Origin of the sequence: Melioribacter sp., from assembly GCF_049325435.1 — a bacterium.
In the GTDB taxonomy this organism is placed as follows: Bacteria; Bacteroidota; Ignavibacteria; order Ignavibacteriales; family Melioribacteraceae; genus Melioribacter; species Melioribacter roseus.
This window is the reverse complement of sequence record NZ_JBMOLD010000013.1, coordinates 163,898-189,617: the sequence shown is the minus strand read 5'-3', so window position 1 is coordinate 189,617 and position 25,720 is coordinate 163,898. Positions and strand designations below refer to the sequence as shown.

Sequence of the window (25,720 nt, the reverse complement as noted above, 5' to 3'; positions counted from 1 at the left end):
GCTTTAGAGGGATATCTAGAGGGAAATATAGACTCAATATCTTAATAATCAATAAAATAAAAAAGTATATTACCATAAGGAGGGGCTATGAAAAAAATAAAAGATATGTTAATAATAAGCTTTTTTATTACGATCTTTAGTTCTACTTTAACAGGGCAATCTTTAATTAAGGATGTTATCCCTAAAGAATGGAAAATAATTAAAACAGTAGTAGTTCCTAAAGAAAAAATCGCTTCGTTTAACAATAAATTTGGTATAAATGCTCTGTCGATAACTAATGATATTATAGATACTGATGCAGGAAAATTACAAATAAACATTGTAATCTGCGAAAGTGATCAGGATGCCACTATTTTATATAACCAACTAGAAAAGCTTCATAAATCTGAAAAAAATATATTAAAGGTAGGCAATACAGTATACGAGATAATAACAAAAAGTGAAATGCTAATAAAAAAAGTAAAAGAGTCTGTAAAATAATTAATGTATATGTGAAAATATTAATACATGTATTAGCGTAATTGAATTTTATTTTTCTACATGACTTCTATAAGAAAATATCTATTAATTTTATTAATGTTCCTCACATTTGCCTGCGGCGAGACGGGCGTCGATTCGATTCGCGTGGTTTCGTTCCGCTTGATTGAATATGATGTGACGGGCGGATTTGTCGGCGTTCGTCTGAAAACCGTTATCGACTCTAACGGCAATGCCGTCTTTTCTTATTACCGCTCGAACAAAAAATATTGTATTGCGAAAAAATTGACCGACGAACAACTTGACAGATTGAATCTGGCGTTTGACGAGTACGTCGTGTTAAGGCTTCAAAACGAATATAAACCCGAGCATCCGATAGCGGACGGATTTTCATATCATGTTAAATACGTAAGCGCCGGCGGTATAACCAAAGATATAAGCGCGTCCGACGGGGCAGACATTCCGTTCGAATTTAAAAATATACTGACGACGCTTGGAGAGATAAACAGGAGCATTAATTCGGAACCGGAATACGCAACTTTAATTTCCGCATGGGAAGGCGAGGGAATTGTTAAAAATTGGATTTTCACCGATGTAATACTCGAGAGTAATACCGCTTATTATTATGACAGTCTGGAAAATGCAGGACAAATTATTGATTATTTCAGGAATGTCAACGATCAATACGGCAATAACATATTGTTCTTATCCGGCGATTCGCTTTATTCAATTTATGACGGAGGAAAAAGTTACGGATATTTTCGTGTCTACCGTTCTTATCCGGCAATATTGTGGAATGATGTTTTCGACTTCGATGTAAATGAGGCGCTGAATGAAGGAATTTCAAAACAGTTATACGAGTGGGAAAGTATTGGTTTGCAACCGGGCAATACATATGCTTTTATTCTCGATAAAATTGAGGATAACGGCAGAGTAGTTCAGGTCAGACTAGTTCCCGGCGTTCCGTGCAATGATGATTAACTATAATTTTACTATAAGTGACAGATGGTTATAATTTGATTGATGGATTTTAAAACCAATGTTGACGTAAATCGGATCGATGTTTATCTTTCTTATCAAAGAAAAAAGAAATCGGGTATCGCATATGAATGTGAAAAATATTTTCGTTGTTATGATTATGGCTCTCTTTTTCGCAGGGTATAAGTTTCAGGAAAAAAGCCAAAATATCATAGGGAACTTCAATAAAGAGAAAGATTTATATCTGGCGCATTTCGATTGTAAAACCGATGTGGACGATTTACACTCGGTTGCAGGCGTGGCTACGATTTTATCGCATCCCCGTTTTATGGGTGTTAAATATCATGCCGTAGCCGGCGCATACGGAATTCAGGAGGGGTTATACGTCCCGGCAAACGAATTGTTCGAAGCGGCGTTCGGAAAACATTGGTCGGACGCTCATTCCGATTTTAATAGCGCTCTTGAGGAAGTTACCGGATTGGCAGTCGGGGCGTTAAAAAACGGCGGCAGTATTTGGATTGCCGAAGCGGGTCAATCGGATTTTACTTATGCTCTTGTTCAAAACATTATGAAACTCGATCCTTCGATTGACATCAAAAATCGCATCCATGTGGTTCAACACAGCGACTGGAACGAAAGCGTTACCACTCCTGATAAACTCAAATTCGTGAAAGAAAATTGTTCCTATCATAAAATTCCCGACGGGAATGTGATCGGAAACGGGTCGCCCGGATTTGTTACAAATCAACCGGTCGATTTAAGTCAGTATATCGACGACGAGAATATTCTGAAAGTCTGGAAACTTGCAATCGAAATAGCAAATAAATACAATGGCAAGGAAAACCGCTACAATAATAAAGCTATTGCAGCGGGAGGACTCGATTTTTCCGACGTCTCGGAAACCTGCCGGATTTTCGGTTATGATTATATAAAAGACGTCGCTCAGTTCTTCGAAATCTTCGGCTCTGAGAATAATTGAATCGGAAAAAGTCACAATGGTTCCGATGAATTAAATGCATAGAATTATGCGAGGTAGGTAGATTCCTAATTCTTTTCTTATAATAATTTAAAAATCTTGCGTATTTTACCGTCCAAAATATTTTTTACCTTCATTAATCGAACACTATGGCGGAAAAACATTATTACGAACAGATAGATTATACCAGGAAATACATAATTCCATATTTGCGCGTAAATTTGCCCGAATTCGAAAAGATGAATCTTCTGGAAGTCGGATGCGCCGAAGGCGGATTACTTACCGTTATGAAAGCGCTCGGAGTGCGTTGTAAGGGTATAGAAATCGATCCGAAAAGAGCCGAAACGGCATTGAATAAAAATCCTGAACTCGACATTGTAGTGGGCGATATTACCGATCCTGAACTGCCGGCTAAATTGAAAAATAAGTATGATTTGATAATTATCAGAGAAGTAATTGAGCACATCCGAGATAAAGAAGCCGCTTTTAGAAACCTTAAAAATCTGCTAAACGATGGAGGATTTATATTCATCAGTTTTCCTCCCAAATATTCTCCCTTCGCGGGTCATCAACAGATTGCAAAAAGCTTTTTGAAGTTTGTACCTTATCTTCATCTATTGCCCGCAGGCATTCTGCGCATTATTTCTAAAATCATGAAAGAAAATCCCGCTTACGTGGACGAGATTAAACTTCATTTTTCAACCGGATGCACTGTAAGAAAACTCGAAAAATTGGTCTCGGATTTCGGTTTAGAATTTATCGTTAAAGAATTCTATTTATTCCGTCCTATTTACAATCTTCGTTTCGGACTGCCTGTTTTCAAATTGCCCGAAATACCATTGCTCAAAGAATTTATATCCTTCGGATGCGAATCACTTTTAACCACAGCGAGGAAAAAATGAAAAAAATCATTCCAATTTTATTCTTATTCGTTACGTCGGTCTTCGGTCAATATTCGGTGGAATTCAACGAAATTAAAGGAGAAATTAATTCCAGAGATAAATTTAAAAGCGGGTTCGGGAGGTACGACGGTTATGAAATCGAATTCTATCAAAACGAAATTGTAAATTTTCTCGTCTTTCCGGAATCGCATCCGCTTACAGTATTATTTGTTGATCCGGACGGAAAAGTATTTATGCAATCCCGCGCTAATGCGGGCGGCGTGGCTGTCCTCTCGACTCAAATACCTAAACAGGGCGAATGGGCGCTTTTGATAGTCGCCGATTCGAATGCGACTGTATGCGGTTATACATTGCAATATGCTTTTGCCGCTTCCAATTCGGTTAAACCGGATGACGACGCAGATTTTTGTTCTCAGATTCTATTCCTTACGGAACATGCCAAAGCTAATTTTATCCTATTCCAGGCGCCCGTATCGGGTAGATCCGGATTTGTAAAATTGTCCGGCTCTTCCGATTCATTCGTCGATGAAAACGACGGCAGTTATATCGCCAAGTACTACGAAGGCGACAATATTCGGGAAGCAAACAAAATTTATACGAAATTGGTAGAGGATATTAAGAATTGCCTGCCAAAAGAGTGGGACGAAAGCCGGAAGGATTGGAATAACGTGGAAGATTTCAAGGTAAAAGGCGCTATGTTTTCGAATCTTACGGATATAAATCCGCGCTACGTTCAAATATCGTTATTCGATTTTACGGATTCGAAAGAGCGTTTTACGGGCAATTTTGTGGTTCAACTCGAAATCAGGAGGGCGAACTGAATTGAGCGATGAATCGAAAATAATCAGCGGCAGGAAAGGAGAACATATTAAGTTGTCGCTTTCCGACGATGCGGATTACGATTCTGTCACAAACGGATTCGAAAATTATCAATTTGTCCATCACGCCGCCACGGAAACGGTTATTGATGAAATCGGTTTCGAGGCGAAATTTTTTTCGAAAAAAGTCGATTATCCTTTTATAATCTCTTCCATGACCGGAGGCGCCAAGGAAGCGAATAATATAAACGAACGGCTGGCGGAAGTTGCAAAAGCTCTTAATATTCCGATCGGCGTCGGCAGTCAACGCCGGTCGCTTCTGGACAATAAATTCGACCGGTCGTACAAGTCACTCAGAAGAATCGGCGGCGCTATTCCGATACTCGGAAATATCGGCGCGGCTCAAATTGTAAAATCCAAAAATATAATCGACGACATAAATTATCTGATCGACTTAATCGAAGCCGACGCAATGGTAATTCATTTGAATCCGCTGCAGGAATTGCTTCAGCCGGAAGGCGAACCGAATTTCAAGGGACTTCTTAAAAAAATCGAAAAAATTACTGCAAAAATTAAAACCCCGGTAATTGCAAAAGAAGTGGGCGCCGGTATCGATCCGGACTCTGCTGTCAAATTATTGGAAGCCGGAGTCAAAGGCATCGACGTAGCAGGCGCCGGGGGCACAAATTGGGCTAAAATTGAATTGATGCGGAGCGGCAATCAAAGCTTTTTGAGCGAATGGGGAAACCCGACTTCTTATTGTCTACGGACGATTAAAAAGTTGAAAAAAAATTATAAATTTGTACTTATTTCTTCGGGGGGACTCAGAAAAAGCGTCGATTATGCCAAATCGTATGCACTGGGAGCCGATTTTACGGCGGCTGCCAAACCGATTCTTAAATTGGTTGTCGAAAAAGACGAGCTGGCTGCCGTCGACTATATTAAAAATTTGTTCGAAGATATTAAGAAAATTATGTATTTAACCGGCTGCAAAAATTTATCGGATTTGCAAAAAAATAAGTTGATCAATAAATCGGAATTTCATTGAAAAAAGAAAAATACGAACTACAATACGGACGACTGCTCGAGAAAATCGAGAAAAGAATCGAAAAATTATTTAATAACAAAAAACCGGCTTCGCTTTACGAGCCGTGCAAATACGCGCTCGAATCGGGAGGCAAGAGACTGCGCCCGGTCTTGCTCTTGTTATCGACCAAAGCCGCAGGCGGAAAATTCAATGATGCGTACAATGCGGCATTGGCGGTCGAAATTTTCCATAATTTTACGCTCGTGCACGACGATATTATGGATAACTCTCCAATCAGGCGGGGAAGACCTTCATTATACAAAAAATTCGATACGAATACCGCCATTTTAGCGGGCGATAATTTGATTGCCTTCGCCTATAAATTGTTGTTGAAAGATTGCCAAAAGAATACAAATCAAATTATAGAAATCTTTACTCAGGGAATTATCGACGTTTGCGAAGGGCAGAGTCTCGACAAAGAATTTGAAACGCGTAGAAATGTATCGCTGCGGGAATACCGCAACATGATCTCAAAAAAAACGGCTGCGCTTTTGACTGTTTGCACCGGAATCGGGGGTTTGATTGCCGGAGCGAATTACGAAGTAGTGAGAATTTTAATGAATTACGGTAAAAATCTGGGGATGGCATTCCAGATTCAAGACGACCTGCTCGATATTACCGCAGACGAAAAAACATTTGGAAAAAAAGTCGGCAGTGATTTAATTGAAGGTAAAAAAACGTATCTTTTTCTTAAAGCTCTAGAAAAAGCGAAAGGAGAGGATAAAAAGAAACTTTTGAGAGTAATTAAAAATTCCGGAATCGAATCCAACGAAATTGAATCTTATAAAAGTATTTATGAAAAGTACGGCGTTCCGGAGGATGCAAAGAAGGAAATCGATAAGTATACAAGATCGGCTCTCAATGGCTTGAATAAGCTTCCGGACAACGAAGGAAGCCTAATGTTACGGTGGCTGGCTAACTCTCTCATAAACAGAACAAAGTAAAATATGATAGAAAGAAAAGTTAAAATTGTGAACAACGCCGGTTTGCACACTCGCCCGGCGGCTACAATTGTTAAAATGGCTTCGAAATACAAATGCGACTTCTATCTGATTAAAGACGGAATGCAAATAAACGGGAAAAGCATAATCGGAGTAATGACGCTGGCGGCTGAAAAAGGTTCTGAAATTACGCTCGTTTTCGACGGCGAAGACGAAGAGGAAGCCGCAAAAGAAATTGTCGATTTTTTCAACAGAGGATTCGACGAGATGTAGTATGGAAAAAAATCAAATCATATTGAAAGGCATAGCGGCGGCGCCTGGAATTTCGATTGCCCCGGCGTACCTGTTCTCGAAAGAGAGCGAGTCGGTTAGCGCCGAAAAAATAGAAAACGTCGACGAAGCGCTGGAAAATCTCGATGCTGCGCTCGAGCTGTCGAAAAAAGAAATGCGTAAAATTTTTAATCTTGCAGTCGACAAAATAGGCGAAAAACGCGCTGCAATTTTCGAAGCTCAAATGATGATCCTCGACGACCCGGTTTTGACTTCCAATATTAAAGAAAGAATAAAAAATGAAAAAATGTCGCCGGAATATATCGTCGAAGATGAAATTTCGAAATATATCAGAATAATGAGCGCGTCGAACGAACCGTATATGAAAGAACGTTCGCACGATATCGAAGACATCAAAAACAGAATAATCCGTAATCTTAAAAAGAAAAAATGGAAATCTAAAATTTCCAATGACGTTATTGTAGTAACCACAAGTCTTTCTCCGTCGGACACTGTCCTCTTATCCAGGTCGAATGTGAAAGGGTACGTTACGGATTTCGGCGGGCTTACTTCGCATGCCGCTATCGTCGCCAGGTCGTTGAATATTCCCGCCGTCGTCGGCATTCACGAAGCGACAAATATTATCCGGAACGGCGACCTTTTGATTATCGACGGCTTCCACGGAAAGGTTATAGTAAATCCAACAGATATATTAATCAAAGAATACGAAGAAAAAATTGAAAAATTAAGTCAGTACGACGAAGAATTACTGAAATTAAAGTCCCTTCCGGCAGTTACGCTCGACGGTAAAGAAATCAAATTGATGGCTAATCTCGATATTTCCGAAGAGATGAGTTTTATAATTCACAACTGCGCCGACGGTATAGGATTGGTAAGGACCGAACAATTGTTCGAAGAATATGAAGTCTTTCCCGACGAAGACCAACAATTCGAAGTTTACAATAAAATTGCCGAAAGCATTTATCCGAAAGTAGTAATAATCAGAGCATTCGACATCGGGGGCGACAAAGTTCTGCCGGTTGATTTGCACGAACCGAATCCGATGCTCGGCTGGAGGGGCATCCGTTTACTGCTCGACAGTCCGAACCTTTTCAAAACGCAAATCCGCGCCGTTCTAAGAGCCAGTTTGCACAAGAATGTCTGGTTCATGCTGCCGATGATTAATTCTCTTTCGGAGGTGGTTGCGGCTAATCAATTAATCGATGAATGCAAAAAAGAATTGACAGAAGAAGGAATTAAATACGATGATGAAATTCCAGTCGGAATAATGATAGAAGTGCCTTCGGCGGCTGTTTTGACTTCCGATTTTGCCGACGTGGTCGATTTTATAAGTATCGGTACGAACGATTTGATTCAATATCTGCTTGCAGTCGACCGTGGCAACGAAATCGTTTCGAGCCAATATCAGGAATTTCATCCCGCGGTCATCAGAACTATTAAACATATTATTGACGAAGCGGGAAAAAAGTCGGTGCCGATTGGAATGTGCGGAGAAATGGCGGCCGACCCGTTTGCATTGCCTTTGCTCGTGGGGCTCGGTCTCGAATCTTTAAGCATTTCCGCCGCCGGAATACCATTGCACAAGAAGATACTTCGCTCTTTGAATTATTCGGAACTGAAACGGCTTGCGGATGAATGTTTGAATCTCAAGAACGAGGACGAAATCAATAATAAGCTTCATAAATTCTTTAACGAAAAAATATCAGACCAAATTAAAAACTTATATTGAGGTAAAATGATGAGTAATATCAACGAATTGATAGCCAAGTACGATAAGGCTAACCAGTTTCAGGTTCTTCAGGATTCTTATAAACAGGTGGAGTACGCCTGGAATCTTAAAATCGATCTTTCGTCAATCGATACTTCGAAAATCAAAAATATCATATTGACGGGATTGGGGGGCTCGGCAATCGGCGGAGAATTAATACAGAATTTTTTCCGCACAGAACTGAATTATCCTTATGCGGTTAACAGAAATTACGAGTTGCCTCCTTACGTAAACGAAGAAACTCTTGTGATTGCGTCTTCGTATTCGGGAAATACCGAAGAAACCCTTTCGGCGTTAAATCAGGCGATCGAAAAAAAATGTCAGATAGTCTGCGTAACCACGGGCGGAAAAATGGAAGAGGTCGCCGCTAAACACAATATTCCCGTTGGCAAACTTCTACCGGGTTATCAGCCGCGTTTTGCACTGTGGATCAATTTCTTTACCGTTTTGAATGCGTTCAACAATCTTAAACTCGTTCCCGATCAAAATCAAAACGTACAGGATACTATCGAATTGTTGAAGAAAAAGGGAGCCGAATACGCTCAACCTGAAAATAGAGCGCTTAGTCTGGCCGAAAGCCTTCTCGGATACGTTCCGCTGATTTATTCCGTTTCGGATTATACTTCTGTCGTAGGCACAAGATTTAAAGGACAGTTCAACGAAAATTCGAAACAACACGCCTTCTTTGCATATTTCCCCGAACTCGATCACAACGAAATAATGGGCTGGGAAGGTTACAATCCTCAGGAAATGAAAATAAAACTGATTAACATCTGGGACGACGAATATCATCCGCAGGTAAAGAAGCGCCTTGAAATTACTTCGGAAGTCATACGCAAAACAGGGTGCGAAATTATCGACTTGAAAAGCGAAGAAAAAAACGCCAAATTACGCTTGGTCGATCTGATTTTCCTGGGCGATTGGGCTACTTATTATTACGCCGTTATCAGAGGATTCGACCCCACTACTATCGACAACATTAATTATCTCAAGGCTCGACTTTGATATTCAAAGGGCGGAAATATTTTTTGCTGCTTTTCTTAATGCCGCATTTAATTTCCGCCCAGTTTTACTTCTTCGGTCGAAATAAAGTCCAGTACGAGTCATTTAAGTGGAAGCTCATTAAAACAGAGCATTTCAATATCTATTACTACGATAACTTCGAACGGATTGCGGAAATAGGGGCTCGCTTTGCAGAAGAATCTTTCGAGGAACTGAAAGTCAAATTCAATCACTACGTAACGTCAAAAATTCCGCTAATTTTTTACAACTCGCACATTCATTTCCAACAGACCAACACGATTCCGAATTTTATTCCCGAAGGCGTCGGGGGATTTTTTGAATTCTTAAAGGGAAGAGTAGTAATCCCGTATCCGGGCTCTTTGAAAGATTTTCGACATGTTATTAAGCATGAATTGGTTCATGTTTTTATGACGAACAAGATTTTCAATCTGCTCAGAGACCACCGAATTGAGACCGGCAGAATGCCTCCGCTCTGGTTCGTGGAAGGACTTGCGGAATATTGGTCGTACGAATGGGACGCTCAGGGAGAGATGATTATGAGGGATTTCCTTTTGAATAACATGTTTATTCCGCTCGAAGACCTCTCCGGCGCGGGAGGATATATTATTTACAAGGAAGGCCAAAGTTTTCTGGAATTTATTGCTGCAGAATTCGGAGAAGATAAAATTTTATTTATTATTGAGAATATGTGGCGGTTCAATTCCTTCTACGACAATCTTGAATACTCCCTCGGATTAAAAATTAAAGATATCGGCGAAAGATGGGAATATTATCTCAAGAAAAAGTATTATCCGTTATACGAGAGTTACTTACCTCATTTTATCGGCGCCCGTAAATTAACCGACGCCGGGCTGAATTTTAATCCGAGAATTTTTAATAAGGACGGCGAAAAGGAAATCTATTTTATCGGTAATCACAACGGTTATTCCTCCGTATTTAAACTCGATTACGATAACGTTGACCATACGCAACCGGAAGTAATAATAGAAGGCGAAAAAGAGCCCGAGTACGAAAGCTTTCATCTTCTCGACAATACGCTCGACCTCTCGGAGGACGGTCTTCTGGCATTTATTACCAAATCGAAAGAAAGGGACGTGATTCATCTTTATTCGGTAATCGGTAATAATAAAATAAAAACCTTGGGATTCGAGAATTTGATATCTATCAGGTCGCCGAAATTTTCCAACGACGGGAAGAGGCTTTTGTTCTCCGCTACCGACACAAAGGCCTATGTCGATATTTATATGTATGATCTCGAGAAAGACACTTTATTGCGCCTTACGAACGATTACTATGCCGACGCCGATCCAGTGTTCGACAAAGAAGGGAAGAAAGTCATTTTCTGTTCAGACAGGACATCCGGCGAGTACGCACAAAAATTCAACTTGTTCGAACTCGATTTAAGTTCTTATGCAGTATCGTATATAACCAACATAAACGCAAATATCAGATTCCCTCGTTTTTCTCCCGACTATAAAACGCTCTATTTTAATTGTGATTACGACGGAGTGTATAACATCTGGCGATTAAATAATTATGGCGTAAAGAAAGACGAAATCGAACAGTTGACAAAATTTGTAACGAGCGTTTACAGCTTTGATTTTGTGGACGATACTACGCTCGTTACATCTTCGTTTGAGAAGCTCTCTTTTCAATTTTATGAACTAAATATATCCGCATCAGGAATTTATGACCGAATTGCTTCCGATTATACGAAAATCAAACCTGCATGGAAAACCGATGGCATTTCCTCATTGAAAGGCGTCGACCGATTGAAATACGACAGGGAATATACGCTCGATTATGCCGTGGGACAGTTATCCACCGATCCGATATACGGCTCGAGAGGAGGCGCGCTCTTTGCCATAAGCGACCTTTTGGGAGACGACCGTTATATCTTTTATTTTTATAACAGCGCCGAATTACAGAGTGAAATTTTAGACAATTTCAATATTGCTCTCAGCAGAATCAACCTGCAAAAAAGATCAAATTACGGTTACGGAATTTTCCATTTTGCCGGCAGACGATACGACATTCGCGAGTCTGAAGAATTTTTTTACGAAAGAGTTTACGGCGGTTTCGCCGAAATTCATTACCCGTTCTCCGTATTTCAACGACTCGAAGCCAGCGTTAGTCTTGCCAATTCCGATAAAGAACTCTTCGGGGAATTTATGGCAAGAAAAGCGCTGCTGATGTCGAATACTCTTTCGTTTGTGCACGACAATGCATTATGGGCGTCGACCGGCCCGATTGACGGATCGAGATTCAGAATAATGCTCGGTTATATCAGCGACATTAAATTCAGCAATTTGAATTATTATTCCGTTATAGCGGACTACAGAAAATATTTCAGAATCGGTTATACCAGCGCGGTTGCTTTAAGGGGAGCGATTTTCATAAATCACGGCAAAGAAGCGCGTCGATTTTTTGCAGGCGGAAGCTGGGATTTGAGAGGATGGCCGAGATGGTCGATAAGAGGAGAAAAATTATGGCTCTCGTCGGTAGAGCTGCGTTTTCCGTTGATCGACAGAATTTATATAAAATTTCCGTTCTTCGGTCTTGGTTTCGCGGGTTTACGAGGCGCTCTGTTCTTCGATTCAGGCGCCGCATGGGATTCTAAATACAAAGAAACTCTCGGTAGCGTCGGATTTGGTTTCAGACTCAATTTGTTTAACGTCATTACGCTCCGTTACGATATCGGCAAGAAAATCGAAAACAATTTTTCGCGATTCCAGGATAAATTATTTTATCAATTCTTCTTCGGGTGGGATTTTTGAAAAAAGTTTTATTGATCATAGCGACTGTTTTTGTTTTCCATTCGTGCTCGGTAAATCTATTGGTCGATTTTCGTCCCGTTGCCGAAGCGGGATACGCGATGTTCGGGGGAGTTCCCGAAAGAAATTTTTACTCTGATATCGAGATCCGCGATTCTCTCGAACTGGTTCGTCAATTCGATTTAAAAGGGAGCCATTCAAACACTTCGGTAACGGCGGGCAACGGATTAATTTTTACGGGCGATCTCTCGGGACGGATATATGCATTCGACGTTGAAACTGGAAAGTCCTATGGCTACAAAAAATACGACGGCGAAATTTCAATCGCTCCGGCGCTTATCGGCAGGAGAATTTATTTTGTGGTGAATAAAAGAAACGAACCGAATTCAACTCTCGTTACTTTCGATTTCTTCGACGGGAAGGAAATTAATAAGTACGATTTGAATGGCTCGGTAAAGAGCGAATTGTTGATCTTAAACAATAGAATTGTCGCCGTCGACAATGAAGGCGCCGTTTATAATTTTAATACCGCCGGTTACGTTGAATGGTCTTTCGATACAAAACAGAAACAAAATTCGCATCCTTCATCCGACGGCAAAATTATTGCATGGGGAACAAACGAAGGTAAACTAATTATTTTTTCCGCCGAGCAAAAAAAGATTGTCGATTCTTTTAGCGCCGATACCTCCGTTACATCAGGAACCGCAATAGATAATAATATTATCTATTTCGGCGACGCAGCAGGTAATTTATATGCATATAATTATCCTCAAAAAAAACTTCTCTGGAAAATTAATACGGGCGCTAAGATTGTTAACTTTCCCGTACAAAACGATTCATTAGTAATATCGGGCAATTTGAAAGGAATGATTTATGCCGTATGCAAAAATAGCGGCGAATTAAAATGGTCTCTTCAAATCGACGGTCTTATTAATGCAACTCCTTTGATGACCAAAAATATTTTACTCCAGCCCGACCTGAACAAGAAAATGTACCTGATTGACGTAGCAAACGGAGCGATTCGTAAAACAGTAATTTACGAAGGACGGGCTAAACTTAGTCCGGTTTATTATCGGGATTATATTATTGCCGGCTCCGACAGGGGAATTATTTATCTATATAATTATAAACGCGGCGGTTGAAATGTTTGTAAGAATATTAATTATATTGTTTTTTGCCGTAACCGTGAAGGCGCAGCAGGAATTGTATGAAGTAAAAATTGTTACGGAAAAACCCGACGCGGCAATTTATGTGGACGATCAACCGGCGGGCGTCGGCAGCGTATCGATTAAATTATCCGGGGGCAAGCATATCGTATCGATACTCGAATCTCCAATAATATGGAATGGAATTATGATTGCGGATACCATTTACGTAGATGAAAATTCCGCGAGGGCGTTTAATTACAGATTGCCCGCCGCGGCATTAATTAATTCGAATCCTCAGGATGCCTTGGTAAATATTAACAATAAATTTGCCGGTTATACGCCCGTAAGAATTTATTGCTTTGAAGACGACGTTATTACCGTTTCCCGAAAGGGCGGCGAACGTCAATTCTATGGCGTTAAAGATAAGATAAATGTTAATTTTCATGTAATGTCTGAAAGGCTAAAAAAGGAATTTCCCGAAACGACAGAATTCAAATTGCTGATAGCTTCGTCCGTACTGCTCGGCGGAATTGCCGCTTATTTCAAGCTCCGGGCGGACAATCTTTACGACGATTACGTCAGCACGGGCGACAGCGCTCTGTACGAAAAAGTAAACCGGTACGACATTTACAGCGGAATGGCTTTCGGGCTGCTTCAAATTAATTTCGGTTATCTTTTTTATAAATTGCTGACCGAAGATTAATGCGCGTCGAGCCAGTTGGAACCGGCGCCGATATCCACTACGATCGGCACGTTTAAGGGCATTGCGGTTTCCATTAAATTTTTTATTACCGGTTTTAACTCGGTTAATTCTTTTTTGGGCATATCGAAAACAAGCTCGTCGTGAACCTGTAATATCATCTTTGTCTTCGAATTTCTATCGTTCAGTTCTTTGAAGATTTTAATCATTGCCAATTTGATCATATCGGCGGCAGTTCCTTGAATCGGCATATTGATTGCCACTCTTTCTTCGAATTGCCGTATAGTTCTGTTTTTGCTGTTGATGTTTTTAAGGTATCTTCTTCTGCCAGTAAGAGTTTCGGCGTAACCTTTTTGTCGCGCTTTTTCGATCGATTCGTCCATAAATTGTTTAACTTTCTTGAAAGAATTGAAATAATTCTCGAAAATTTCTTTCGCGTGCGCCTGAGATATGCCCAATCGATTCTTTAGTCCGAAGGGACCTAAACCGTAAAGGATTCCGAAGTTGACTTCCTTGGCTTTGCGGCGCATATCTGCAGTAACTTCTTCCGGAGCCACTTTGAAAACCATTGCCGCAGTGCGGCGGTGGATGTCCTCGCCCTGTTCGAATGCGGCGATCAAATTTTCGTCGCCCGAAATGCTGGCCATAATTCTCAGCTCTATCTGGCTGTAATCCGCGCTCAATATTATGTTGCCATCTGACGACGGTATGAACGCTTTTCTGATTTCTTTACCGAGGTCTGAACGGATCGGAATATTTTGGAGGTTGGGGTCGTTGCTCGATAGTCTCCCCGTCGAAACCACCGTTTGATTATATGTTGTGTGAATTTTACCCGTTTTCGGATTTATCAAATTCGGTAATGAATCGGCGTAAGTCGATTTCAGTTTGGCAATTTGTCTGTATTCCAATATCAATTCGATTATCGGATGAGAGCCTCGTAACGACTCTAACGACTTAGCGTCGGTAGAATATCCGGTTTTTGTTTTTGTGGTTTGAGGTAGTTTCAACTTGTCGAATAAAACTTTTTGAAGCTGTTGAGTCGAATTGATGTTGAATTCTTCCTCCGAGTAAGAAAATATTTCTTTTGAAATCGACTGTAATTTAATTTCGAGTTCCTTGCTGAATTCGTTTAGACTTTCGACGTCAATCTTTACTCCCGTTCTTTCCATATCTTCCAATACCGGTACGAGAGGGAATTCGATTTCATACGCGACTTTTTCGAGTTTTTCTTTTTTCAAAATATCGTCGAGTATCCTGTAAAGCCTGAATGTAATGTCAGCGTCTTCGCACGAGTATTCCGCCAATTTATTTAAATCCGCTTCGAATATTTTTTCGGGCGTTTTTTTAGAACCGATCAATTCGATAAGCGGAATCGGTTTGTATTGCAGGTATTTGGCTGAAAGCTCGTCCATTCCGTGTTTTTGATCCGGATCGATAACGTAGCTTGCAAGCATCGTATCGAAATAAAAATTTTTTACTTCTATGCCGTAAGTTCTCATAATGGCAATGTCGTATTTACCGTTCTGGCAGACCTTTTTTATATTTTCATTTTCGAAGAGAGGTTTGAAAATTTCGACGAATTTTTCGACGGGAATACGATCCGTTAGTTCGGAAGCAAACAATTCCTCTTTAGCGCGTTCTGGATTAACGGCCACAAACCATGCTTCGCCGGGTTTTACGGAAAAGGAAACCCCGGCCAGATTAGCGTTGAAAATATCGAGCGAATCGGTTTCGGTATCGAATACAAACAATTCTGTTTTCGAGAGTTTATCCGCAAGTTTTACGGCTTCTTTTTCGGTTGTAATAAGCTTATAATTGATTTTCGTTTTATCGAATGAGCCGTATTCTTCGGGAGCAAGCTTAACGCCGTTATCTTCCGGAATTTCGATTTCCTTATTTTCGTCTGTGTAGATTTTTTTCAATTTGTCCGCAAAAGATCTGAATTCGAGTTCGCCGAAAATTTTCATCAGTTTGTTGAAATCCGGTTTTGTAAAACGCGCATCTTCCAGATTGAAATCGAACGGTACGTCGGTTTTAATAGTGGCGAGCTCTTTGGATAAAAAGGCGTTCTCTTTATTTTCGATCAGTTTTTTTACAACCGAAGGTTTATCGATTTTATCGAGATTCTCGTAAATTTTTTCCAGGGAGCCGAATTTCCGAATTAAAGGCGCCGCTGTTTTGGGACCGATACCTGCTACTCCGGGAATATCATCCGAGCTATCGCCTACAAGGGCAAGATAATCGACCATTTGCGACGGCTTTATTCCGTATTCTTCTTCAACTTTTTTTTCGTCTATAACGACGATTTCATCCGTCGATTTTCCGGGTTTGATTACTTTAACGCTATCATTAATCAACTGCACATAGTCTTTGTCGGGAGTAATTGCATAGGCAGTCAATCCGGCTTCGGCTGCTTTTCTTACGGCGGTTCCTATTAAATCGTCGGCTTCGTAACCGGGCAAAATATATATCGGAATATTGAATGCTTCAATAATTTCTTTAATCCTTGCTATTTGCGGAACCATCTCTTCGGGCATCTCTTCGCGAGACGACTTGTAATTTTCGTATCTGTCGTGACGGAAAGTCTTTTCCTTCGAATCGAATGCGATTGCCACATAATCGGGCTTGGTATCCTCGAGTATCTTAAACAGCTGACTTAAGAACCCGTAGACTGCAGAGGTGGGTTCGCCTTTGCTCGTATACAAAGGTCTCGAAATGAAAGCATAGTAACCTTTATAAGCCAGCGACATTGCGTCGATTATTACAAATTTTTTTCTGCCCATTTGTTTTCCTAAAATGTTATATTCAGTACCGAAAATATAAATTAACGAAGATATTATGAAATACAAATCAATTATATTTCTCTTTCTGCTTATGCTGCCCGCCCCGACAATTTTCGGGAGTTCGGAAACCGGAGGAGATACTATTTATGTGGCAAGTTGGAACGTGGAAAATTTGTTCGATACGGAAGACAATCCTCTTAAAAACGACGATGAATTTACTCCGGAAGGTTCTAAAAAGTGGACTTATGAAAAACTCGAACAAAAACTCGACAATCTCGAAAGAGTGATTAATTATATGAACGACGGCTGCGGTCCGGATATACTCTGCTTACAGGAAGTGGAAAATATCTGGATGGCAAAACGGCTTATCTACAGGCTTACTTACAGGGATTATGTCGTAGCTTACAGGGAGTCTCCGGACGAAAGAGGTATTGACGTTACAGTTATTTACGATAGAAACATTTTTTCCGTTGTAAATGTCGATACGTTTTCCGTGAATCTTCCCGACGGCGATAAAACCCGCTATATAATGCTGCTTGAACTGAAGCACAGAAAAAGCGGCGACGTTCTCTACCTATTGGGCAATCACTGGCCGTCGAGGAGCGGCGGCAGGGAAAAATCGGAACCCAACCGTCTGGCGGCTGCGGCAAGGCTTAGAACTGTTATCGACAGTCTGGCGAATTTGAACGCGAATGCAAATATCATTGCGCTCGGAGATTTTAACGACGAACCCGACAATCAATCCATCGTTAACGTTCTCAGAGCCTCTAAGGAAATCGAAGAACCGGGCGATTTGTTGAATTTATCTTATGAAAGATTCGAGAAGGGAGAAGGCACTTATAATTTCCGTAAAGACTGGAATATGATCGACCAGATAATTGTTTCCGGTGCGCTCGTTGACGGCAGGGGACTCGATTATGTGAAAAACAGTTTTGAAATTGTTCGTCCGGAGTATATGATTCAAAAGGAAGGCGATTATAAAGGAGCTCCTTTGAGAACGTTCGTGGGCAACAGATATTTCGGCGGATTCAGCGATCATTTCCCGGTGGCTGCGAAATTTTATTTGAAACAGAGCGAATAATGGAAAAAGTATTTTTATTATTCGGAGCTTCGGGTAAACTGGGGCGGGAAGCAGTCGATTATTTCCTGAATTGCCAATACGATTACTATTATTTCTTCTCCCGGAAAAAACTTAATCTCCCTGCAACCGAAAAATCCTGTGAGAATATAATCGTGGAGGATTTAACAGAAGAGCAAAATATAATAGAAGCATTTGACAAAATTCGGGTGAGCAAAGACTCTTATTATTATTTGTTCGATACAATCGGAGCCTATTGGGGCGGGAAAAGGATTGAAGAAACGCCATATGAAGAATGGAAAAAAATGTTCGACATAAATCTCAACTCTTCATTTCTGGTCGGAAAGGAATTTATGAAACTGGCAGCCTTATCCAGGGGCGGTTCGATTTGTTTTACGAGCGCATACACAGCGGCTTCAAACGAACCCGGAATAGCGGCATACGGCGCTTCTAAATCCGCGCTAAATTACTTCGTAAAAACATTGGCGGAAGAAGGGAAGTCTATTAATCTGAGCGCCAATGCCATTGCGCCTTATATCCTCGACACCGAATCGAACAGGCAATGGATTGACGATAAAAATAAATTGATTCCCCTCAGAGAATTATGCGTTGTGGTGGAAAATATTTTCCAAAGCAGAAAAATTTTCACCGGAAACATAATTTTCTTTTCAGAAACATTAAAAAATCCTTAATTTAGCGGAGCGCAAAAAATTATTTATTGACTTTTTTGACCTATTTAATTAATGTTGGTTACTTATTTTTTGAGAATAATAAGTTTTTTTGAATTAATTAAAATAATAAAAACATAATCGGAGGTTTTTCCATATGCAACTCGCAGAGATTACAGGCTTTATTACTGCAATTTTAGCTCAGGTAGAAGAACCAAGCCTTATTGGGTATTTACAACAAAAATTCATAGAAGGCGGCGCTTTCATGTGGCCCATTCTTGCATGTTTGGTTATCGGTTTGGGCTTTGCTATTGAAAGATTCTGGACATTATCTCGTGCTACAATCAGCACCAGAAAATTTATTGTTCAAGTCAAAGAAGCACTTCAAAAGGGCGGCGTGCCCGAAGCTATAAAGTTGTGTGAAAACACAAGAGGTTCTATTGCCTCCGTATTTCATGCAGGACTTTTAAGAGCAGATGAAGGTTTGGATGCTGCTGAAAAAGCCATTATGGCTTACGGCGCAATTGAAATGGGATTCCTTGAAAAAGGTATGATTTGGATTTCCACATTTATTACAATAGCGCCTATGCTTGGTTTTACAGGTACGGTACAGGGTATGATCGAAGCATTCGACGCTATTAAAGAAGCCGCTCAGATTTCGCCGAGTATCGTTGCCGGCGGTATCTCGGTAGCTCTTTTGACCACACTTTTCGGTCTTGTTGTAGCTATGATTCTCCAGGTTCTTTATAATTACTTTATTTCGCGTATCGACCGCCTAGTGGCTGATATGGAAGAAAGTTCAATTGAATTGATCGATGCATTATACGAATTGAAAACTAAAAAAAGCTAATAAAACGAGTATTCTAAAATGGTCAAGATAAAAAAACGAAAACTTTCGGAAGCAGAAATTCCAACAAGTTCGATGGCAGATATCTCGTTTCTTCTCTTGCTCTTTTTCTTAGTTTCGACAGTCATCGACGTCGATACGGGTATTGGTCTCGTTTTGCCTGAATATATTCCCCCGGAACAACAGGAATTCGTACCAATTTCGAAAGACCGACTGGCTGCCGTGCTAATTAACGAAAACGGCGACGTTCTTCTTAATAACCAGATTATTGCAATTCCTCAAATTGCCAAGACGCTTAAGCCGCGAATAGAAGAAAAAATCAATTTGCCTTCGAATAAAAAACTTGTTGTCTCTGTTAAGACGGACAGAAAAACAAACTATAATCTTTATATTCAAGCGTTGGATCAGATAAAAGATGCTTACTTTCAGGTACGCGAGGAATATGCGCGCTCGAGATTCGGTAAAAAAATAGTCGATCTGGACGAACGTAGCGAGGAGATGAAAGAGATTAAAGAGAAAATTCCGATTATTATAAGTATCGCCGAACCGGAAACCGTAAAAAAATAATTGAGGAAAAGAGATGAAATTTCAGAAAAAAAGAGCGACTACAAAGCAATCGATTCCGACAGCCTCGCTGCCCGATATCGTCTTTATGCTTCTCTTATTCTTTATGGTTACCACTACTTTGAGAGAAGTCGACGTTCTGGTCAGTTTCAGACTGCCGGAAGCAAAAGCTATCGAAAAGATCGAAAATAAGAGACTTGTTTCGTATATATGGGTAGGCAACGACGGCAGAATTCAGCTGAACGACAGCATTACAAAATTAGAAGAAATTCAAAACATTATGTACACGAAACGTCTGGCTATGCCAAACATAATTGTCTCTTTGCGTATCGACAAGAATTCCGATATGGGTATCGTTACAGATATTCAACAGGAATTGAGAAAAGCTTCCTGTCTGAGAATAAATTACTCGACATTGCTGAAAATTTAGTCGCTATAATTATAATTATAAAGGCAGGTTGTTTCCTAAATGACCTGCCTTTTTTTTTGAATTTATGAGAGGTAAAACGATGAGTCTCAAAGATAAAATCAATGAGGACCTTAAAGAGGCTATGAAATCGGGCGACAAAGTACGCCTCGAAACAATTCGCTCGATCCGTGCGCTGATTCTCGAATTCGAAAAAAGCGGCAGCGGAAAAACATTGAACGAAGATGAAGAAATCAAACTGCTCACAAGCGCGGCAAAAAAAAGGAGGGAAGCCGTCGAACAGTATAAAGCCGCTGGCAGAAACGAACTTGCCGAAAAAGAAGAAGCCGAACTGAAAATTATCGAAAGTTATCTTCCCAAACAGTTGTCGACCGAAGAAGTATTTGAAGAAATAAAAAAAATTGCCGGAGAAATCGGCGCGTCTTCAAAAGAGGATTTTCCCAAATTAATGCCGGCAGCCGCAAAAACGCTAAAAGGAAGAGCCGAAGGCAAATTGATTAAAGAAATGGTCGAAAAATTTCTGCAACAGTAATTAATAAGGTTATAATTGAACTACTTAGACTATTTTATAATCGCGGTCGCTTTAATTGGTTTTATCCTCGGATTTAAAGACGGTCTTATAAGAAAAATTATAGGCATAACTGGGCTTGTCCTGGCAGTGATACTGACGGTTAATTTTTCCGATAAACTGGCGGTTATTCTGACTCCAATATTGAACGACGACGATTATTTTGCAAAAATCATCGCTGCAGTTATTATTTTTCTGTCGACAATTATAACCTTCTCAATTTTAAAAAGAATCGTCCATCCGTCGGATAAAGTAAATAAATTGATCAATCAAATTATAGGCGGTTTAATCGGCGCTCTTCAAATAATAATTTTCCTGAGCGGGCTTTTCATTATCCTGGATTTGCTTGGTTATCCGGATAAGCAAGAGCGAACGGAATCTCTTATGTATGAGAGCGTTTATAATATCATTCCTGGATTAATCAATTTTATAGTGGAAAAAGGTTCCGATGCAACCTATATAATTAAAGATTTTATCGAAAAAACAGATACTTTGAACAGTAATTGATATGGTTAAAAACGACACACTGGATAAACTCGAATTCCGTAAAATCACAGAGTATATTTCGACTTATTGCCAAACAGAATCGGGCAAAAAGAAGATAAGAGACCTGAGACCTTCTACCGACCGTAGTCACATAGTTACAGAAGGGAATAAAATTGATTACGCGCGTAATCTGCTTATAAAAAAAGATATTCCACCTCTCGAATATTTGCCCGATTTAACGGACGCGATTTATCGCTCGAGAATCGAAGGAGTCGTGCTTTCGTCGAAAGAAATAAGGGAAATCTACCGGCTCGCGCAGATGTCGAGGAAGATGGTCGGCTATTTGAAACCGGAAGATCAAACGGATACGCCTCTGGATGAATTGCGGAACGCTCTGACGGTCGATAAGGTATTCGAAAAAAACATCGAAAAAATATTCGACGAAAATTGGGATGTTAAGGACGATGCCAGCCCTGCATTGAAATCGATCCGGAGCGATATACGTGAAAAAGAATTGTCGCTTCAAAAAACAGTAAACCGCTTGCTAAAAAAACTGAGCGAAGAATACCTCGTTCAGGAGGAATATTTTACACAGCGCGACGGCAGAATCGTTCTGCCCGTTAAAGCGGAGCATAAAAGACACGTTAAAGGATTTATCCATTCAGAATCGTCTACAGGCCAGACGGTTTATATTGAACCGGCAGAGATCCTCGAATTGAATAACGATATCCTTTCCCTGAAATTTGCCGAAAAAAGGGAAATTGAAAAAATACTACTGGTAATCACCAGACAGATAGCGGCAAAAAGTCAGGAATTACTGGACGCTTATAATATTATTACCGCGCTCGATACTCTGTTTGCGAGAGCTAAGTATGCTCTTGAAATTATCGGTTCGATTCCGACATTTGACAACGGTAAACCGATCGAGTTGATCGATGCAAGGCATCCGATTCTTCTCAAGAAACTCGGATTCGAAGCTACAGTCCCGCTGAATCTGAAAATTACCGACCAGAAAATTCTCGTATTGACCGGACCCAATGCGGGCGGTAAAACAGTTGCTTTGAAAACGATCGGTTTGCTTGTTTTAATGGCGCAGTCCGGAATCCCGATCCCGTGTCACCCCGATTCCAATCTTCACATTTTCGAAAAAGTACTTGTGGATATTGGGGATTATCAATCGATCGAAGACGATTTAAGCACCTTCAGTTCGCATCTTACGAATATCAAATCGATACTCGAAAACGCAAACGAGTCGACGCTTGTTTTGCTCGATGAAGTAGGAACCGGTACGGATCCCGTCGAAGGAGCGGCCATTGCCACCGGCATTCTTATTTCATTGCGGGATAAAGGCGCTCTTGTAGTCGCTACGACGCATCACGGCTCGCTTAAGCTGATTGCAAATCAACTCGATAAGTTCCAAAATTGCTCTATGGAATTCGACAGCGAGGAATTGAAACCGACCTATCGGTTTAATCAGGGAATGCCCGGTTCGAGCTATGCATTCGAAATTGCAACCCGCATAGGTTTCGACGAAAAATTTATTGATCTTTCAAAGCGCTATATCGACAGCGACAAAACTAAAATCGAAGAATTTTTAATCGACATTGAAAAAAAATCGCACGACTTGAGAAATCAAATCCATAATCTCGAACTGGAAAATCTGCGTCTCAAAAGTCTGGCGAATCTGTATCAGGATAAAATAAACAAACTGGAAAAACAGAAAAAGGAGATACTCGAAGAAGCTCATCAAAAAGCCAATATACTGCTCTCCGACGTCAACAGAAAAATTGAAAACGCCATTAAAAACATCAGGCAATCGAGGGCGGACAAAGAAGTAATAAAGAAAGAAAAGAGTGAAATAGAAACAGTCAAAAAGAAGACGCTAAGTTACCTTGAAAAATCGAGGACTGAAGAGAGTTCCAGTTACAAATTGAGCGTCGGAGATTACGTTTCGATAAAAGGAACAACCTCGGTAGGAGTGTTGGATGAAATCGACGAGGACAAAGACAAAGCCCTCATAACGATCGGTTCGTTGAAAATAAAAGCAAAATACAGTTCGCTTGTGCCCGCTAAAAAATCCGATTTCAGAGAATACGAAAAGAAAAAAGTGATTACCGATTACGACCACGTTAAATACAGGCTCGATATAAGAGGAATGCGTTCCGACGAAGCGGAATTTGAGATTATCCGTTTCCTCGATGATTCTCTCATGTACGGATTGGAGAGAGTGGAAATACTCCACGGCAAGGGAACTGGAGCGCTAAAACAATTGGCGCATTCGATTCTTAAAAAGTATAAAGGCGTTAAAAACTATTATTTTGCAGATATAGAAAGCGGAGGCGACGGTATTACCGTTGTTGAATTCGAATAAGCGGTTTGTTCTGTGAAAAAATATTGTTATCTTATTTATCGGATAACCGCTCTTAATATATGTTTGATAAAATACTTATTTCCAACAGGGGAGAAATCGCTCTTAGAATTATAAGAGCATGTAAAGAACTTGGCATAAAAACAGTAGCCGTTTATTCGGATATAGACAAATTCTCTCCACACGTATCAGCCGCCGACGAATCCATATCGATAGGCGAACCGAAAGCATACCTCAATCAGAATTTAATTCTCGAAATCGCAAAGACTACCGGAGCCGATGCAATTCATCCGGGGTACGGGTATTTATCGGAAAACGAAAACTTTATTCGTGCCGTCGAAAAAAACAAAATTAAATTTATTGGACCTTCCGCCAAATCGGTCGAAATGATGGGCAACAAACTTAATGCTCGCAAGTTGATGCTGGAACATAACGTCCCGGTTGTGCCGGGTTCGACCGAGCCTCTGAATAATCTGAAAGACGCATCGAGAATCGCCGCTGAAATAGGCTACCCGATAATGTTAAAAGCTTCTGGCGGAGGCGGAGGAAAGGGAATTCGCATGGTGTCGAATGAAGAAGAACTCGAAGGCGCGTTTAATTTAACCCGAAGCGAAGCTATGAAAGCCTTCGGCAGCGACGAAATTTATATCGAAAAATTGATTGTCAATCCCAAACATATCGAAGTGCAAATTCTGGGGGATTATCACGGCAATTATGCGCACCTCTTCGAAAGGGAATGTTCGCTTCAAAGACGATTTCAGAAAATAATCGAAGAAGCTCCTTCGCCTTCGGTCGACCCGGAATTACGACAAGAGATAACAAACGCCGCGGTTGAAGCGGCTAAAGCTTGCAATTATTTTAATGCCGGAACCGTGGAGTTCCTTATGGATGAAAACCGGAATTTTTACTTTATGGAGATGAATACTCGTTTGCAGGTTGAACACCCCGTTACCGAATCGATTACAGGGATAGATATCGTAAAAGAGCAAATTAAAATTGCGGCTGGCGAAAGGATTTCCTTTGAACAGGATGATGTAACTATAAAAGGACATTCGATTGAATGCAGAATTAATTCGGAAGACTCCGATTTTTCGCCTTCTACGGGAAAAATTACAAATCACAAAATTCCCAATCTTCCAGGTATAAGAGTTGACTATGGAATCGATATCGGGTCGGAAGTATCATTATACTACGATCCTTTACTCTCCAAAGTAATAAGTTATGGCAGAAATCGTGAAGAAGCGTTATCTCGTATGCTGAACGCTCTGGAGAATTATTTAATAACAGACGTCGAAACCAATATCCCGCTTCTTAAACGGATATTGAAAAGCGAAATATTCAGAAACGCTTCTTTCAATATCGATACGCTTAAAAATGTTGCTTTTGCTTCGGAAGAAAATCCCGAACAGGAAATTGCGGCGGTTATTACGGCGGTGATGAACTACGCAGGCAATTTCAAAACCAACGGCAATCTGAATAATCACAATAACAAATGGACAGAGCTGAAATATGATTGACTTTGTAATCGAATTAAACAATAAAAAATACTCTGTTATTTATAAAGGCGGAAAAAAAATAATTATTAATAACTCTGAATATACAATCGATGAATTTTACGGTAAAAATGAAAATGAATTCCTTCTTCGTACAGGACGCAAAGTTTATAACATTGTATCAGGAAAATCCGAAGGGAGCGCTTTTACATATAATATTGGCGGTAATCTTTATAGATTGAGGCTGTATACAGCTCTTCAACATATAATTCAAAGCGGTCGCGAGTCAAGACAGATTAAAGAAAAACATTCCGAAATTAAAGCTCCGATGCCCGGCTTGATTGTTAAATTGCATGTTCAACAAGGGAGCGTGGTGAAAAAAGGGCAAAGTCTGCTGGTGCTCGAAGCCATGAAAATGGAAAACGAAATACAATCGCCCAGAGACGGTAAAATTAAAGAAGTCAGAATTAAATCCGGAACGAGCGTGGAGAAAAATGAGATATTAATCGTAATGGAATAATTCTTTTTGCTTTTATAAAACAATTACTTATTTTA

General features: G+C 40.3%; 24 protein-coding genes. 23 read left to right on the top strand and 1 reads right to left on the bottom strand.

The annotated features are described in order from the left end of the window. Positions 1-87 precede the first annotated feature (87 nt). The 13 genes from ACOYVE_RS09835 to ACOYVE_RS09775 all read left to right on the top strand — a co-directional run bounded on the left by ACOYVE_RS09835 (position 88) and on the right by ACOYVE_RS09775 (position 13,886). On the top strand, positions 88-480 hold the full coding sequence (locus ACOYVE_RS09835) for a hypothetical protein (RefSeq protein ID WP_422881726.1): 393 nt from the start codon (positions 88-90) through the stop codon (positions 478-480). A 96-nt stretch (positions 481-576) separates the two neighbouring features. Continuing rightward, the gene (locus ACOYVE_RS09830) at positions 577-1,458 is read left to right on the top strand and encodes a hypothetical protein (protein ID WP_014857246.1); all 882 of its coding nucleotides are present in this window, start codon (positions 577-579) and stop codon (positions 1,456-1,458) included. A gap of 124 nt (positions 1,459-1,582) precedes the next feature. After that, the gene (locus tag ACOYVE_RS09825) at positions 1,583-2,434 is read left to right on the top strand and encodes a hypothetical protein (RefSeq protein WP_014857245.1); all 852 of its coding nucleotides are present in this window, start codon (positions 1,583-1,585) and stop codon (positions 2,432-2,434) included. A 146-nt stretch (positions 2,435-2,580) separates the two neighbouring features. Further along, positions 2,581-3,333: a class I SAM-dependent methyltransferase gene (locus ACOYVE_RS09820; protein ID WP_014857244.1), complete on the top strand. Its 753-nt coding sequence runs from the start codon at positions 2,581-2,583 to the stop codon at positions 3,331-3,333. After that, positions 3,330-4,154: a hypothetical protein gene (locus ACOYVE_RS09815; RefSeq protein ID WP_014857243.1), complete on the top strand. Its 825-nt coding sequence runs from the start codon at positions 3,330-3,332 to the stop codon at positions 4,152-4,154. Before ACOYVE_RS09820 ends, ACOYVE_RS09815 begins: the two co-directional genes overlap by 4 nt. A 1-nt stretch (position 4,155) precedes the next feature. Next, positions 4,156-5,199 carry a type 2 isopentenyl-diphosphate Delta-isomerase gene (fni, locus tag ACOYVE_RS09810; protein WP_014857242.1) on the top strand — a complete coding sequence of 348 codons (1,044 nt, stop codon included), beginning with the start codon at positions 4,156-4,158 and terminating at the stop codon, positions 5,197-5,199. Further along, entirely contained in the window at positions 5,196-6,182 is a 987-nt protein-coding gene (locus ACOYVE_RS09805; protein ID WP_014857241.1) for a polyprenyl synthetase family protein, read from the top strand. The genes fni and ACOYVE_RS09805 overlap by 4 nt, the downstream gene beginning before the upstream one ends. Before the next feature lie 3 nt (positions 6,183-6,185). Then, positions 6,186-6,452 carry an HPr family phosphocarrier protein gene (locus ACOYVE_RS09800; RefSeq protein ID WP_014857240.1) on the top strand — a complete coding sequence of 89 codons (267 nt, stop codon included), beginning with the start codon at positions 6,186-6,188 and terminating at the stop codon, positions 6,450-6,452. A 1-nt stretch (position 6,453) separates the two neighbouring features. Further along, positions 6,454-8,199 carry a phosphoenolpyruvate--protein phosphotransferase gene (gene ptsP, locus ACOYVE_RS09795; protein ID WP_014857239.1) on the top strand — a complete coding sequence of 582 codons (1,746 nt, stop codon included), beginning with the start codon at positions 6,454-6,456 and terminating at the stop codon, positions 8,197-8,199. A 6-nt stretch (positions 8,200-8,205) separates the two neighbouring features. Next, entirely contained in the window at positions 8,206-9,243 is a 1,038-nt protein-coding gene (locus tag ACOYVE_RS09790; protein ID WP_422881722.1) for a bifunctional phosphoglucose/phosphomannose isomerase, read from the top strand. A gap of 23 nt (positions 9,244-9,266) precedes the next feature. Next, positions 9,267-12,038, top strand: a complete 2,772-nt coding sequence (locus ACOYVE_RS09785; RefSeq protein WP_422881720.1) for a hypothetical protein — start codon at positions 9,267-9,269, stop codon at positions 12,036-12,038. Then, the gene (locus tag ACOYVE_RS09780; protein ID WP_422881718.1) at positions 12,035-13,177 is read left to right on the top strand and encodes a PQQ-binding-like beta-propeller repeat protein; all 1,143 of its coding nucleotides are present in this window, start codon (positions 12,035-12,037) and stop codon (positions 13,175-13,177) included. Before ACOYVE_RS09785 ends, ACOYVE_RS09780 begins: the two co-directional genes overlap by 4 nt. Position 13,178: 1 nt before the next feature. After that, a complete protein-coding gene (locus ACOYVE_RS09775) occupies positions 13,179-13,886 on the top strand; it encodes a hypothetical protein (RefSeq protein ID WP_014857235.1) in 708 nt (235 codons plus the stop codon). Here ACOYVE_RS09775 and polA read toward each other — a convergent pair. Further along, positions 13,883-16,666 carry a DNA polymerase I gene (polA, locus tag ACOYVE_RS09770; RefSeq protein ID WP_422881716.1) on the bottom strand — a complete coding sequence of 928 codons (2,784 nt, stop codon included), beginning with the start codon at positions 16,664-16,666 and terminating at the stop codon, positions 13,883-13,885. The two genes, ACOYVE_RS09775 and polA, sit on opposite strands and share 4 nt — an antisense overlap. 55 nt (positions 16,667-16,721) lie before the next feature. Here polA and ACOYVE_RS09765 point away from each other — a divergent pair, with 55 nt between their 5' ends. From ACOYVE_RS09765 to ACOYVE_RS09720, 10 genes are all read left to right on the top strand, one after another. Then, positions 16,722-17,747 (top strand): endonuclease/exonuclease/phosphatase family protein, encoded by a 1,026-nt coding sequence (locus ACOYVE_RS09765; RefSeq protein ID WP_014857233.1) that lies wholly within the window; start codon positions 16,722-16,724, stop codon positions 17,745-17,747. Then, positions 17,747-18,436 (top strand): SDR family NAD(P)-dependent oxidoreductase, encoded by a 690-nt coding sequence (locus tag ACOYVE_RS09760; RefSeq protein WP_014857232.1) that lies wholly within the window; start codon positions 17,747-17,749, stop codon positions 18,434-18,436. The genes ACOYVE_RS09765 and ACOYVE_RS09760 overlap by 1 nt, the downstream gene beginning before the upstream one ends. A 133-nt stretch (positions 18,437-18,569) precedes the next feature. After that, positions 18,570-19,262 (top strand): MotA/TolQ/ExbB proton channel family protein, encoded by a 693-nt coding sequence (locus ACOYVE_RS09755; protein WP_014857231.1) that lies wholly within the window; start codon positions 18,570-18,572, stop codon positions 19,260-19,262. An 18-nt stretch (positions 19,263-19,280) separates the two neighbouring features. Then, on the top strand, positions 19,281-19,826 hold the full coding sequence (locus ACOYVE_RS09750) for an ExbD/TolR family protein (RefSeq protein WP_014857230.1): 546 nt from the start codon (positions 19,281-19,283) through the stop codon (positions 19,824-19,826). Between the two features lie 13 nt (positions 19,827-19,839). Then, positions 19,840-20,253 carry an ExbD/TolR family protein gene (locus tag ACOYVE_RS09745; protein ID WP_014857229.1) on the top strand — a complete coding sequence of 138 codons (414 nt, stop codon included), beginning with the start codon at positions 19,840-19,842 and terminating at the stop codon, positions 20,251-20,253. Positions 20,254-20,332: 79 nt separating this feature from the next. Next, the gene (locus ACOYVE_RS09740) at positions 20,333-20,782 is read left to right on the top strand and encodes a GatB/YqeY domain-containing protein (protein ID WP_014857228.1); all 450 of its coding nucleotides are present in this window, start codon (positions 20,333-20,335) and stop codon (positions 20,780-20,782) included. A gap of 15 nt (positions 20,783-20,797) precedes the next feature. Further along, a complete protein-coding gene (locus ACOYVE_RS09735) occupies positions 20,798-21,325 on the top strand; it encodes a CvpA family protein (protein ID WP_422881713.1) in 528 nt (175 codons plus the stop codon). 1 nt (position 21,326) lies between these two features. After that, complete coding sequence (locus tag ACOYVE_RS09730; RefSeq protein ID WP_422881711.1) at positions 21,327-23,675, top strand: endonuclease MutS2; 2,349 nt, start codon at positions 21,327-21,329, stop codon at positions 23,673-23,675. 59 nt (positions 23,676-23,734) lie between these two features. Continuing rightward, the gene (locus ACOYVE_RS09725) at positions 23,735-25,189 is read left to right on the top strand and encodes an acetyl-CoA carboxylase biotin carboxylase subunit (protein ID WP_422881710.1); all 1,455 of its coding nucleotides are present in this window, start codon (positions 23,735-23,737) and stop codon (positions 25,187-25,189) included. Beyond that, positions 25,182-25,685 carry an acetyl-CoA carboxylase biotin carboxyl carrier protein subunit gene (locus ACOYVE_RS09720; protein WP_014857224.1) on the top strand — a complete coding sequence of 168 codons (504 nt, stop codon included), beginning with the start codon at positions 25,182-25,184 and terminating at the stop codon, positions 25,683-25,685. Before ACOYVE_RS09725 ends, ACOYVE_RS09720 begins: the two co-directional genes overlap by 8 nt. Positions 25,686-25,720: the final 35 nt, after the last annotated feature.

Bases quoted from the DNA above. Each gene is read 5' to 3' on its own strand.
- ACOYVE_RS09835 (WP_422881726.1), top strand. From the start codon at position 88: ATGAAAAAAATAAAAGATATGTTAATAATAAGCTTTTTTATTACGATC.
- ACOYVE_RS09830 (WP_014857246.1), top strand. From the start codon at position 577: ATGTTCCTCACATTTGCCTGCGGCGAGACGGGCGTCGATTCGATTCGC.
- ACOYVE_RS09825 (WP_014857245.1), top strand. From the start codon at position 1,583: ATGAATGTGAAAAATATTTTCGTTGTTATGATTATGGCTCTCTTTTTC.
- ACOYVE_RS09820 (WP_014857244.1), top strand. From the start codon at position 2,581: ATGGCGGAAAAACATTATTACGAACAGATAGATTATACCAGGAAATAC.
- ACOYVE_RS09815 (WP_014857243.1), top strand. From the start codon at position 3,330: ATGAAAAAAATCATTCCAATTTTATTCTTATTCGTTACGTCGGTCTTC.
- ACOYVE_RS09800 (WP_014857240.1), top strand. From the start codon at position 6,186: ATGATAGAAAGAAAAGTTAAAATTGTGAACAACGCCGGTTTGCACACT.
- ptsP (WP_014857239.1), top strand. From the start codon at position 6,454: ATGGAAAAAAATCAAATCATATTGAAAGGCATAGCGGCGGCGCCTGGA.
- ACOYVE_RS09790 (WP_422881722.1), top strand. From the start codon at position 8,206: ATGATGAGTAATATCAACGAATTGATAGCCAAGTACGATAAGGCTAAC.
- ACOYVE_RS09775 (WP_014857235.1), top strand. From the start codon at position 13,179: ATGTTTGTAAGAATATTAATTATATTGTTTTTTGCCGTAACCGTGAAG.
- polA (WP_422881716.1), bottom strand. From the start codon at position 16,666: ATGGGCAGAAAAAAATTTGTAATAATCGACGCAATGTCGCTGGCTTAT.
- ACOYVE_RS09765 (WP_014857233.1), top strand. From the start codon at position 16,722: ATGAAATACAAATCAATTATATTTCTCTTTCTGCTTATGCTGCCCGCC.
- ACOYVE_RS09760 (WP_014857232.1), top strand. From the start codon at position 17,747: ATGGAAAAAGTATTTTTATTATTCGGAGCTTCGGGTAAACTGGGGCGG.
- ACOYVE_RS09755 (WP_014857231.1), top strand. From the start codon at position 18,570: ATGCAACTCGCAGAGATTACAGGCTTTATTACTGCAATTTTAGCTCAG.
- ACOYVE_RS09750 (WP_014857230.1), top strand. From the start codon at position 19,281: ATGGTCAAGATAAAAAAACGAAAACTTTCGGAAGCAGAAATTCCAACA.
- ACOYVE_RS09745 (WP_014857229.1), top strand. From the start codon at position 19,840: ATGAAATTTCAGAAAAAAAGAGCGACTACAAAGCAATCGATTCCGACA.
- ACOYVE_RS09740 (WP_014857228.1), top strand. From the start codon at position 20,333: ATGAGTCTCAAAGATAAAATCAATGAGGACCTTAAAGAGGCTATGAAA.
- ACOYVE_RS09730 (WP_422881711.1), top strand. From the start codon at position 21,327: ATGGTTAAAAACGACACACTGGATAAACTCGAATTCCGTAAAATCACA.
- ACOYVE_RS09725 (WP_422881710.1), top strand. From the start codon at position 23,735: ATGTTTGATAAAATACTTATTTCCAACAGGGGAGAAATCGCTCTTAGA.
- ACOYVE_RS09720 (WP_014857224.1), top strand. From the start codon at position 25,182: ATGATTGACTTTGTAATCGAATTAAACAATAAAAAATACTCTGTTATT.